This window comes from Phaeobacter sp. PT47_59, assembly GCF_028890025.1.
Classification (GTDB): Bacteria; Pseudomonadota; Alphaproteobacteria; order Rhodobacterales; family Rhodobacteraceae; genus Phycobacter.
Map to the genome: position 1 here is coordinate 1 of NZ_JARCJL010000047.1, position 12065 is coordinate 12065.

Sequence of the window (12065 nt, forward strand, 5' to 3'; positions counted from 1 at the left end):
GTGGACGACTTTTACGCCGCCCGCGACAACACTATGCCGTCGCTACCGTGGCCGAGTATTGCTCCGCCGTTCACACCGCCGCAGACCCTCTGCCCGGCTCTCGATCCCCGCCTTCGCCAACACCTCGTCGAGCGCCACAAGCTCCGCAGCCGTGACCTTCACACTGACCGCGGAGACCGGGATCGCGGCATCCTTCTGGCGCTCGGCATCAGCTTTCAGAGTGTACTGGATCGCTCGCGGCGACACGCCGAACCGCTCCGCAAGCACCGATGTTGTCACACCTTCCGCAGCCTCGCGAACGATCTCCATGCGGTCCGCATCGGTGAGACGTTTTGAGCGCGACATGCGAAGAAAGACCCCCTATTTCCTGCCACCTTCCACCAAGGCTGCCCCACCTTACGATAATATACCTAACTGTCAATTATATACTTACGTTGCATGCAGTCTCAGGCAGCCTTGGTGTCCGCTTCCCCCGCGGCCCGCAGGGACGCGGCTCTGCCGCCCTCACCACCGGGCGACCCACCTGTCCAATGGGTCCCTTTCCCCAGCACCGCCCGAGGGTCTGGCCGAACACGCATGTGTTCGGACGAAACCGCGGGCGGGCGAAAACCCCACCGACAGGGCGGACAGGCAGGGTCAAGGAGGGCCAGATTTGGGGACCCAAATCTCTGCCGCAAAAACCGGGAGGCCCTGGCCGATAGGTTTTTATGGATGGCCCCCTTGAGGCTGACTGGCCGGTCTGTCGCGGCCTGATCATTCCGGGGGGAGTGCGTCCGTTGAACGCGCAGCGAACGGCACCAAGAAGGGTCGCTGGCGGCGATCACCCCCGCCGGACCCGGCATCCCTGGAACAGGGATCGGGCCGCCCCAAGATCGTCCTGGGGCGGCCCATCCTCGTCAGAGGATTTAGTCCTGGGGATCCTTTGCGCTCGGTGGGAACATCACCAGCTCCGAGACCGCGACCGGAAAGTCGAGCTTGAGGTTGAAGAACTCCGAGCCATCCCCGTTGCGGGTGTTGCGGAACATCGCACCCACGCGCTGAAAACGGGTGCGCTCCTGGCCATCGGTATCGGTGAACTTGACGGGAACGGTGGCGACGTAGTGGTTGGTCATATGGATTACTCCTTGTTGCGATGGGGATCACCCGGCACGGGGGCAAGAGGCCCGGTCGCAAGCGCAAATGCGGAGGGTCCGCGGCCAGCCGTGGAAGCCGTATTTGTGCTTGCCGAAGCGTAAGCTGAGGGCACGAACGGGCCGACCCTGTGCGATCCACATGCATAGCAAAAAGGAGTGATCCGGATGACCCATGCCATCACGCAGCCGCCGCCATCCGCGTCCCGCCAAGCCTGGCCGGGGTGCTGACGGAGCCCGCCCGCGTGGATGCGATATTCCGAAACACCACCCGAGGGACGCGCAAGTCTTTAGCCTCAAGTGCGACGTTTCGAGCCTTCGTGTCTTGCGATGCTGACGATGTGCGAGGTGCGCACCATCCCCAGCCCGTACCGATGCGGATGGGCCGCACTCTGACGGACCGGGTAGAGGGATAACGGTGCTGGCCGCCGCAGACTGCCGATCACGCGTAACCGACCGCACCCGCCATGAGACATGACGAAAGGGCCGCGCCAAGCGCGACCCCCTCTCTTCAATCCTGCGACGTCTTCTTCGCCGGGTCAGCAACCCGCATGACCGTCAGGCCTTTCGCTTCCGCCTTCTGGCCGAGGTTCAGCGCGACCCCGTTGCCGCCGAAGAGTACAACCCCCGTCGCCGCGAACTTGTCGTCCAGCATTTCGTCGTTGCACTTGAACGGTGCCGCCCGCCCGTGCGCGGACCAGCGCGGATCGAAGCGCGCCTGCGCTACCCCGCGTGCCCGGGCCCACCGAGCCGCGATCATCTCCGCCCCGTGCTTGCCACCCTTGTGGCAGAGGAAGATCTCCTGGTTGCGGTTCTGCTTAATCCGTTCGCGAACCTTGTCGAGCGTGTTGAAGATCACATCGACATCGGTCCAGTCGGTAGCGCCTGAGACGATCAGGGGAACACCCTCGACTTTCGACTTCTCGGCGGTCTCGCGGTCGTGCTGCTCCAAGAGCTGCCGCGCCTCGAAGACCGCGCCGGTCTCTTGCGCCCGGACGCTTGCGCGCGACCCGGCTGCCGGGATGAAGGCGTGGCCCGTCTCGATCTCGTAGCATTCCGCCGCAGCCTCGCTCATCACCTCGATGGCGCTGACGATCTCTCGCAACTGCAGGAAGCGCGCCTGCGCCTCTTCGAGCGCGGTCTCGGCGATCTCCGATCCGTCGTGAGATTTTGCCAGCGCGCCGATCTTGTCGGCGGTGCGGTCGACCTCCTTGCCGAGCGCCACCTTGCGGCGCTGGAGGATCGTCGCGAGCCCATGGGCCAGCGGTTCGATTTCGGCTTCAAGCCCGGTCCCGCGCAGCTGCCCGAGCAATGCCTCGAAGCTTTCGCGGATGATGCGGTCGGTCAGGATGTGATCTTCCGGGATCGGCAGCTGCGCGTCCTTCTCGGTCAGCCCGAAAAGTTCGATGGTCTCGTAGGTGTTTGCGGTGTCGTAAGCCATGTCTGGTCTCCAGTGTTCGGTTCCAAGGCCACCACGTGAGTGTGGGGGCATGGCCGAATGCCTGGTTTCCGAATCTGCCCGGGTCAGGGACGGCGCAGCCGCCGGCTTGCCGGGCGCAAAAGTTTTCTGCGTGCAGCAACTGACACATGCGCGCCCTCACGCACGGGACCGCCCCAAGCCACAGGCCCCGTCCTCGCCGAAAAGTTTTGCGATCCTTGACGCGGGCTGATTTGGGGGCCATCCGGAGGATATGCTTCCGCGCTCATGTGTGTGTGTTTTGACGGTAGGTTTGCCCGACCCGAGAAGGCAAACGGCCCGACCGGACGCGGGAGACGGATGGAGCGGCGGGATCGTTTTGGCCTCAGGCCAAAACAGACCAGAGCGCAATCCGGCGGAGCGGCCGGGGAGGGACGTGCTCGCGAGGCGGGCAAACCGGGGGCCTGGGTGCGACGCCGCGGTGAGGCCGCATGGCCGAATGCGCGACGGACTGAAGGGCCATTCTCCCCTGCGACACGCGAAGCCGAGCGGGGGAGGCCGTGAGGCTGGTTGCTAAGCAGAGGATCAGGTGCTCGCGCTTCCTACTAGAGATCGCGCGGCACGACGGAGGTGATTTACTCGAAGTCTCGCAGAACCGGCGAACAGTGTTCCAAAGAAGGCAGGATTGTCGCCAACACGTTAGGCTCGCGAGCTCGAGGTTGTAGGCTTTCATTCAGTCGGACTTCAACTTTCAATTGGTCGGTGGTTGACTTTCAATTGGTCGGAGACGTACTTTCAATCGGTCAAAAGGAGTCGCGCGGCGATGTACCCAAGATTTGCCAAGGCTAGAGTGGAAGAGGCGCTGTCCGACACCCGCGTGGTCCTCATCTCGGGGCCGCGTCAATCCGGTAAAACGACACTTGCAACCGAAATCGCGTCGGACAAGACACCCTTTCTGACACTGGACGATGCCAACGTATTGCGGTCGGCGATCGATGATCCGGTCGGTTTCGTCCGCGGATTGGACCGCGCAGTAATCGATGAAATCCAACGCGCACCCGACCTTCTACTCGCCATTAAGAACTTGGTCGATGACGACAAGACACCGGGGAGGTTCCTCCTAACAGGTTCGGCCAATCTCATGACCATTCCCAAAGTGGCGGATTCCCTTGCCGGCCGAATGGAGGTCGTTCGATTGTTGCCACTCTCGCAAGCAGAAATCCTTGGGACGAAATCGGGGTTCATTGATCGGGCCTTTGCGCGGGAGATGCCGACGGCTGACCACATGATTGTCGGTGACGACCTCGTTGAAAACGTCCTCTCCGGAGGGTATCCAGAAGCGCTCGGTCGAGTGCGATGGGCGCGAAAGCAGGATTGGTATCACGGGTATCTTGATGCGATCGTCCAGCGCGACGTCCGAGACGTGGCCCAGATCGAACAACTTGCCATCATGCCGAAACTGATGTCGGTGCTTGCCGAGCACTCAGGACAGCTAGTCAATTATACTGGCATCGGTGCCAGCATAGACCTCAATCATGTCACCACACAAAAGTATGTGAGTGTTTTCGAGAGCCTCTATCTCGTTCACACCCTGCAGCCCTGGTTCACGAACCGTCTAAAACGCCTGACCAAGTCGCCCAAGCTCCATTTTTTCGATGCGGGCCTCTTGGCAGCAATGCGGGATATTTCGCCAGATGTAGTCCAAAAAGACAAAACGAGCTTTGGCGCGATCCTGGAGACGTTCGTGTTCGGTGAGTTGCGGAAGATCGCGACGTGGAGCGAACAGCGGTGCACATTCTCGCATTTCCGAGACAAGGACAAGAACGAGGTCGACATCGTATTGGAGAACCGACGAGGTGAGGTCGTCGGGATCGAGGTGAAGTCGTCCGCCACCGTTTCGGCGAGTGATTTTTCGGGAATGCGAAAACTAGCGGACGCCTGCGGCAAGAAATTCGCCCAAGGCATGATACTCTACGACCATGACCGGGTCGTACCGTTCGGCGAAAACATGTTCGCTGCTCCGCTCTCATGCCTGTGGGGTCGCTCATGAATCTCGTCGAGGAACAATGCGTCGAGGATCTCGCGGACCTTCTCTACAACTTCTTGCCTGGGAGCGGAAACTCCCGGACCGCATTCCCATTGGCAGCAGCACAAGTCCAATGCGAGGACTTGTGGACCGGAGGGAGCAAGCGTCCGGCCATTGTTCAAATGTTGTCGTCAACCCTTAGTCAACGGCGACACAAGCTCAGCGCGTTGATGTTGGCGATCGTCCGGCAATCGATGACTTGGCGCAGAGGTAAAGGCGAGCCGCTAACCCGCGCGGAAGTAGATCGTCTGAACGCGCTCCTTTTGCGTCTGTCGATAAAGGTGCCCGAACTAAACGATCCCACGTTTCTTGAATCACTGGCGGGAGCCCAAACCGAGCCGGAGGCGACTCCGGAACCGAAGAAGGCCACGCTTTCGGACGAGTTAGCGCACACGCTATCGGCGCGCCTGATCGGCCTGTTTGAACACCCGCCTCAGCGGCGCGGCTTTGAATATGAGCGCTTTCTAACCGAACTTTTCGCCGCGTATGGTCTGACGCCGCGAGCGCCTTTCAAACTGACAGGCGAACAGATAGACGGAAGCTTCAAGTTGCACGGCGAAACATACCTCGTGGAAGCCAAATGGCAGGCTGGCCGCACGGGACAATCCGATCTGCTAACCTTTTCGGGAAAGGTCTCAGGCAAGGCGACTTGGGCGCGCGGGCTTTTCATCAGTAATTCGGGCTTCTCCGAAGACGGCCTCAAGGCTTTCGGGACGGGTAGACGCACAAATATAATCTGTGCTGATGGGTTGGATCTGCATCAGGTCGTTCACAACCGCCTCTCTTTGATCGACGTGCTTGACGAAAAGCTGCGACGCGCCGCTGAAACCAACCAAGCATTTGTTCCGGTTCGAGACTTGTTATGACGAGAACCGAACGAGGAAAGAAGACCAATAGATCGGGCAAGCCTGCCGGTTTACGACTAATCACTCGGCCAGCGACGAGGCGGCAAAGCTGCGCGCAATCGACAATTATTGAAACCTCGAAATCCTACGGAAATGACTTTCATGATTATTCCAGATAACGAGACCGCCATCGACATGATCTACTCGGAAGCCGTCTCCGCGACGGTCGCGAAGGTGATCAGAGACTCTGGGAACGAACCTCTCACGGTCGGCGTCCATGGGGACTGGGGTGCTGGAAAATCGAGCGTGTTGCTCATGCTGGAGGACGCGTTTTCGGAGGACGATCGCACATCCGTCGTCCGGTTCAACGGCTGGCTGTTCCAGGGCCTCGAAGACGCAAAGACCGTCATCATCGAAACGATCGTAGAGCAATTGCAGAGGGATCGGGCGTTCACCACCAAGCTGAAAGACGCATCCAAAAAACTGCTTAAGCGCGTCGATCTCATGAAAGTCGCGTCCAAGGCGGGTGGCCTCGCCCTGACCGGACTTACCGGCATCCCATCCCCGGACATGCTCGGCGGACTCATGGAACAGGGGAAGAAGCTTTTGGCCGGTGGCGAAGAACTGACGGTTGGCGATATGACAGGGTACGTCAAGGATGTCACAGATTGTCTTAACGACCCTGAAGCCGAAACCTTGCCTGCCCATATTCATGCCTTCAGGGAGGAATTCGAGGAACTGCTCGCGGCCGCGGACATTGATCGCCTCGTCGTTGTTGTTGACGATCTGGACAGATGCCTTCCCGCCACGGCGATCGAGACACTTGAGGCGATACGGCTCTTCCTGTTCGTTCCCGGCGCGGCCTTTGTCATCGCCGCCGACGAGGGAATGATCGAATACGCCGTGAGGTCCCATTTCCCGGACTTGCCGCTATCATCGGGCCCGTCGACCTATGCCCGGAACTACCTCGAAAAGCTTATTCAGGTGCCGTTCCGACTACCGCCACTGGGATACGTCGAGACCAAAATCTATCTCACGCTTCTCGTCGCCGGTAGCTCGCTCGACACCGGTTCGGCCCCCTTCGACACATTGCTCGACCTGGGTCGCGAAGCGCTCAGACGTCCCTGGGACGGGAACGGGCTGAGCCGCGGTGTGATCGAAGAGCGTCTCGGTGCGGTCTCGGCGGAGCTGGAGAATGCGCTCATTCTCGCCGATCAACTCGCGCTGCCGCTCGCTGAAGGCGCTCAAGGCAACCCGAGGCAGATCAAGAGATTTTTGAACACGCTCAATCTCCGTCTCGCGATCGCGGACGCGCGCGGGATCGGTGACGATGTGAACCCCGCGGTCCTCGCCAAGCTGATGCTCGCTGAACGTTTCAAGGCCGATTTCTTCGAACGCCTCGAGGCCGAGGCCGCTGTTAGCGGTTCTTCCATAACCGTTGCGACACTCGAGCAGACGCTGCGCAAAGATGATGAAGAGCCCGAAAAATCCAAAAAACCGGCCACCGCCAAGGGCCGGGGTCAAACGGAGAGACTCCCGGAGGACGACCTTCTTGCGAGCGAATGGGTCAGACGATGGGCTCTGGTGGCACCCGCGCTCGCGAACGAGGATCTGCGTCCGTATTTGTTCGTGTCCCGAGATCGCAAGGCGCTATTCACCGCAGGATCCAATCTCGCTCTGAAAGAGGACTGGATCGAGAAGCTTTGCGGCAGTACCCTAGGCGCGCGCGCAGCGGCAGTAGAAATCGCCAAGCTCACGCCAGGAGAGATCGAGCAGATCTTTGACGTGGTGGCCGCAAGGATCAGGGCTGCAACAGATCTGAAGAAGCGGCCTGGTGGCATCGAAGGCCTTGCGGAGCTTTGCAAAATATCCGCCAATCTCCAGACCCCTACGGTTCGCCTTCTCGCGGACCTGCCAAGCGGTCAGCTAGGGCCATGGGCAGCCACGGGCTGGGACAAGATCTTCACCGGAGCGGAAGCCAAACGAGAGTTTGCCAAACTCAAAGAGGGCTGGACCAAACTTGATGAGAACAAGCCGCTCCAGCTCGCTGCGGGCGGTGGACGACTTGGCCGTGGGAAGGAAAAAGGGTAATGGGGACTTCGAACTCATACGGTGGACCCGCGTCCGGCCTCGTTCCGGATTGGGTCGACGACGTCGATCCGGGCATGGGCGGTGGCGATGAAGGGTCAGATCAGGCCGGAAGCGATAGTTCTGAGACCGAAAAACCGACCCCTGGTGAGGGCGACGAGCTGAGCGCAGCGCAGACGCCGCCCAACGTGGAAACTCCCGGCGGCAATTTCACCTATCCACGCGGCCAATTCACCCGTTTTACGAACGGTGGCGGTAGCAAGTCGCTCGGACGGGCACTGAAAGGCTACGTCAGCGCTGCGGGGGGCGGTGCCGGGGCAGCACGCCGAATGCCTCACTCCACTCGGGTGGCGTCAGGTGTCGCCGGGCTCGCAAGCGCCGTCGCGAACGAAGGTGCCGAGGCGGCGCTCGCCCGATTTGATCTTCAAGACCTTGCGGGTCGGCCGGCCGCGGAGGTCCTCGAAGCCGTCGCGGAGGTAATCTGTCCCGATGGTGGGACGATCGATGAATCGATCGCCCGTGACGCGATGCTCGAAGCGATCGCAGAGGTCGCGGAAGATGATCCAGGCGCATTCGATGAGCTTTCTCGCGATCAACTCGATGAATTCCTGTGTGATGTGATCACCCGGAGCGTGGTTACCAAGGTCCTGAACGAGATCGGCACGAACGCGTTGCACGGATCCGCATCCGACGCCGACTTCCGGGAGGCTGAGCGGATCACACGCGATTTTACGCAGGGACGGGTCAGGGACGCGCTTGGTAACCGGTTCGATGTCGGATCCCAACCGACACAATCCGAAATCGATAGAAGCATTTCCGAGGTTTATGCCGATACCTTCGACATGCTCGGAGCCGTCCTGGAGACCATGCAATGAGACGAAACATCTTCGTTCGTTTGGGGCGCGCCGACATCGTACCTCCAGAGGGTGCAACTGACATCACTATCGATATGGTCGACAATTTTGGGGATCTCGACAGGGGACTGGGTCAGCTGCTGGACCGGCTCTTCAAGCTGGGCGCGACACCGAGCGAGGCCGCAGTCGACCTCATGATCATGGCGACCGCGGTGTACGCCGCCGACACCGGCGTCTCGCGGGAGCGGTACGCCGATGACGGATGGACGCGCATGATCGATCTCAGCGTTCCCGTGGCAGAGCCCGAGCTCTGGCGACGCCAGCACGACCATCTGTCCCGAATGCTGCAATTCTTGACGGGCGATCATTGGAGTTTCACGTTCCGTCACCGGCCGGACGAATTCCAGTCCTTCACGAAACAACCCGAAGAGATGGACCTCACAGACTTCACGCAAGTGAGCCTGTTCTCGGGCGGATTGGACAGTCTCATCGGCGCGATCGATCTCCTCGCCTCGGGGCAACGGCCGCTCCTGGTCAGCCATTATTGGGACGGTGAGGCGTCCAGCGCGCAGCGCCAGCTGCTCGAGGTATTGAAGGAACGCCATGCGGACGCGTTCGAATCCGTCCGGGCCTATATCGGCTTCCGAAAGTCGGACTTTGCCGAAGCTGGGAGCGACAACAACCAGAGGGCCCGCTCCTTCCTCTTCTACAGCCTCGCCGTGGTTGCGGCCGATGCCGTCGCCTCCACGGACAAGGTGCTCATCCCCGAAAACGGATTAATCGCGCTGAATGTACCTATGGACGCCCATAGGCTCGGATCACTTAGCACACGGACGGCCCATCCGCATTTCATCCGATTAATGTCAGAACTGGTCAAAGTTCTGGGCATCGACGTGACGCTGGAAAACCCCTATCGATTCAAGACGAAGGGAGAGATGGCCAGAGAATGCAAAGATCGCGACCTTCTGGCCGAGTTGGCCCCGGCCTCGATGTCTTGTTCGCACCCTGCACAGGTCCGTTTCGAGAGCGCGCCGCCCCAGCATTGCGGGCGTTGTGTTCCTTGCCTGATCCGTCGCGCATCACTCGCTGCAGGGCTGGATGAAGCGGACACCACGCAATATTTTCTTGATGACCTGAAGAAAGAAATTTTGGACTCGAAATCAGCCGACGGAAAGAACATCAGGTCCTTCATGTTTGCCGCCGAGAATTTGCGACAAAACCCCGGCCGTGCGCGGTTTCTCGTGCAAAAACCTGGCCCTCTTAACCATGACGATCTGGACGCTTACGTGGACGTCTATCGGCGTGGGATGGACGAGGTGTCGGAGATCCTAAAGGGCGTAAGGGCGAAGCATGTGTGATGAGAGTCGACCCGGTCCTGTCGACTTTCATTGTCACCTCGACCTGTATCAAAACATGGAGGCTGAGTATACTCGTTGCGAGGCCGCGCGATGCCTGACCCTGGCAGTGACGACGACACCCAAAGCTTTTGCCCGAAATGCTGAGATGGCCCGTACCAGGCGCTTTGTGCATGCAGCCCTTGGAATGCACCCGCAGCTTGTCGCGCAACGAGCATCGGAGCTATCTCAGTTCGAAGAACTCGCTCCCTCGACCAGGTATATCGGCGAGGTCGGCCTGGATGCAGGTCGCCGGTTCTATCCTTCATTCGAACGCCAGAAATTGGTGTTCGAACGCGTGATGGCGCTCTGTGCAAGGCTCGGCGAGAAGGTAATCAGCATTCACAGTGTTCGAACCGCTAAACAGGTGCTTGATGTCATCGAGAAAACGGGGGCACATCGCACATGTGTTCCTGTTCTGCACTGGTTCAACGCTTCGGGGGCGGAGATCAGACGCGCTTTGGAACTAGGCTGCTATTTTTCGGTCAACGAACAGATGCTGCTGACTCCACGGGGACGCAACTTGCTTGAAACGATCCCTATAGAACGACTTCTCACCGAAACGGATGCCCCGTTTCAGTCTGATAAGGCTCCAGGCGACGTGCACGGGGCCATTCGGTTGATTGCCAAAGAACATAACTTGGACGATTCAGCGGTCGAGGCCAGAATTAGGCGGACGGCCACGGAACTGTTGGCGGAATAAGCACACATCTCACGACGGTCATGTGTCGGGCTGCCCACAAACATACCGACGAAGACAAAGGGGAACCGTGTAACCACGGCTCCCCTTGCTGCTCGGTTGTTCAGGCCTCTTGCTGTAGTCAGGCGACCAGCGACAGCCCCGCGCCAGCATCCTGCGGCTGCTCCCCGCTGTCTATGAACGGGATGATCGAGAAGGTCTGGCCGCCGCGTTGTTCTTCGTTCTGCACGGCGTTGACGCGCAGGTCGCCATCGGGCGTGTTGATCAGAAGCGACAGGTAGTCATTGCCCGTGCGGCTGCTTTTGGCCATCCAGGCCGAGCCAACGCGGATCGGCGTACCACGCGGCGAGCTGACCTCGATCCGATAGTCGGGGTGGGTCTCCTCGGTCTTGTAGTCGTTCTCGATCAGCATGAACTCCAGATCGAACATCATGTTGGCGATGTAGCCGGTGAAGGCGTTGTCAGCGTCCATAGCGGTGAGCTCGCCCGAGATCGAGCCGGATTTCATCAGGCCGTTCGAGACCAGCGGGATGATCTCGAATTCGCCGCTCTGGGCCGCGCGCGCCTCTTTCGTCTGCACCGCATTGACCCGGAACGGGCCGAGTCCCACATCGATCTGCATCGAGATGTAGGGGTTGCCGCTGGTCGTGCCGGTCTCGTTCCAGGCCGTGCCGATGCGCACCTTGCGGCCTGATTTGTTGACGGCCGTCACGTCAAAATCCGGGCTGCGCGCGGACATCTTGGCCCGTGCCTCGAGCTGGATGGCGATGTCAAAGCGCGTCGAATGGATCATGCCGGTGTACTGAGCGGCTGCGGTCTCGACATTGCGGGTGAGGGTTCCTGCGAACATGGGATGGTTCCTTTTGGATTGGCCGGTGTCTGACGTCCTTGCCAGCGCATCCGGGATTGCTTTCTCGACCCCTTGAGGGATCACAAATCAGAAAGCTTGCTTTCCTTTCAGCCCGCCCTCGGGTCAGAGCTGCCGTACGAGTGGGAAGGCCCCCGCGCCTCCGGGTGCTACGCCCCTCCCCTGCCCGTTTGGTCTTGATTGGCTGCCCGGATTTTCCGCGCCGTCCTCCGATCGCGCGATGAAGAACTCCGCCTCTTTGCCGTTCAACCCGTGCCCGCCCCGGTCGGTCAGACCGATGCAGCTACCGTTCGGCTGATAGGTGATCAGGTACTGACCGACCCGGTCCTTGTGGACAACGTAGCCGGTATTGGCCCAGTGCACGGTCTGCCCGGCATCGACGGCGGCTTTGATGTCTTCGAGTGTCATGATCTTTCCCCCCTTGCCTATTCTGCTGCCACTGAGGGGGCATCTGGTGCCTGCCCCACGATCCGGGCCAGAATGCTTCCCGTGTCGATCCCGTCCCCATGCGGCAGGAACACCCGCAACTGGAAGGCGATGATCTCCGTGAAACACCCCATTGCCTTGAGGCCGTCGATCATTCCCCGATCCGCACCAGAAAGCTCGAGGCGCATCTCGCCTGCGACCCGGCGACGGGTCAGGGTCAGACCCCGGCCCAGATCGATTGGCGCTGTGGTGCCCAA

The 12065-nt window shown here is 60.2% G+C and carries 10 protein-coding genes and 2 pseudogenes; 6 read left to right on the forward strand and 6 right to left on the reverse strand.

Annotation, left to right across the window (positions count from 1 at the left end; all coding sequences use genetic code 11):
• Window positions 1-75: 75 nt before the first annotated feature.
• The 3 genes and pseudogenes from PXK01_RS21475 to PXK01_RS21485 form a co-directional block, all read right to left on the reverse strand.
• A pseudogene (locus PXK01_RS21475) lies at window positions 76-345 on the reverse strand (helix-turn-helix domain-containing protein); the annotation flags it as partial.
• Between the two features lie 560 nt (window positions 346-905).
• Window positions 906-1112 (reverse strand): hypothetical protein, encoded by a 207-nt coding sequence (locus tag PXK01_RS21480; protein ID WP_093412161.1) that lies wholly within the window; start codon window positions 1110-1112, stop codon window positions 906-908.
• Between the two features lie 529 nt (window positions 1113-1641).
• On the reverse strand, window positions 1642-2571 hold the full coding sequence (locus PXK01_RS21485; protein WP_274861681.1) for a DUF2493 domain-containing protein: 930 nt from the start codon (window positions 2569-2571) through the stop codon (window positions 1642-1644).
• 799 nt (window positions 2572-3370) lie between these two features.
• Here PXK01_RS21485 and PXK01_RS21490 point away from each other — a divergent pair.
• The 6 genes from PXK01_RS21490 to qatD all read left to right on the forward strand — a co-directional run bounded on the left by PXK01_RS21490 (window position 3371) and on the right by qatD (window position 10517).
• Entirely contained in the window at window positions 3371-4597 is a 1227-nt protein-coding gene (locus tag PXK01_RS21490; RefSeq protein ID WP_274861683.1) for an ATP-binding protein, read from the forward strand.
• Window positions 4594-5499: a restriction endonuclease gene (locus PXK01_RS21495; RefSeq protein WP_274861685.1), complete on the forward strand. Its 906-nt coding sequence runs from the start codon at window positions 4594-4596 to the stop codon at window positions 5497-5499. The genes PXK01_RS21490 and PXK01_RS21495 overlap by 4 nt, the downstream gene beginning before the upstream one ends.
• Before the next feature lie 141 nt (window positions 5500-5640).
• The gene (gene qatA / locus PXK01_RS21500) at window positions 5641-7569 is read left to right on the forward strand and encodes a Qat anti-phage system ATPase QatA (protein ID WP_274861686.1); all 1929 of its coding nucleotides are present in this window, start codon (window positions 5641-5643) and stop codon (window positions 7567-7569) included.
• Window positions 7569-8441, forward strand: a complete 873-nt coding sequence (qatB, locus tag PXK01_RS21505; RefSeq protein WP_152453203.1) for a Qat anti-phage system associated protein QatB — start codon at window positions 7569-7571, stop codon at window positions 8439-8441. Before qatA ends, qatB begins: the two co-directional genes overlap by 1 nt.
• Window positions 8438-9778 (forward strand): Qat anti-phage system QueC-like protein QatC, encoded by a 1341-nt coding sequence (gene qatC, locus PXK01_RS21510; protein ID WP_274861687.1) that lies wholly within the window; start codon window positions 8438-8440, stop codon window positions 9776-9778. Before qatB ends, qatC begins: the two co-directional genes overlap by 4 nt.
• Window positions 9771-10517: a Qat anti-phage system TatD family nuclease QatD gene (gene qatD / locus PXK01_RS21515; protein WP_274861688.1), complete on the forward strand. Its 747-nt coding sequence runs from the start codon at window positions 9771-9773 to the stop codon at window positions 10515-10517. Before qatC ends, qatD begins: the two co-directional genes overlap by 8 nt.
• A 118-nt stretch (window positions 10518-10635) precedes the next feature.
• Here qatD and PXK01_RS21520 read toward each other — a convergent pair whose 3' ends face one another.
• The 3 genes and pseudogenes from PXK01_RS21520 to PXK01_RS21530 form a co-directional block, all read right to left on the reverse strand.
• Window positions 10636-11364 carry a DUF736 family protein gene (locus PXK01_RS21520; protein WP_274861689.1) on the reverse strand — a complete coding sequence of 243 codons (729 nt, stop codon included), beginning with the start codon at window positions 11362-11364 and terminating at the stop codon, window positions 10636-10638.
• A gap of 123 nt (window positions 11365-11487) precedes the next feature.
• Window positions 11488-11790 (reverse strand): hypothetical protein, encoded by a 303-nt coding sequence (locus PXK01_RS21525; RefSeq protein ID WP_274861690.1) that lies wholly within the window; start codon window positions 11788-11790, stop codon window positions 11488-11490.
• Window positions 11791-11807: 17 nt separating this feature from the next.
• A pseudogene (locus PXK01_RS21530) lies at window positions 11808-12065 on the reverse strand (strawberry notch C-terminal domain-containing protein); the annotation flags it as partial.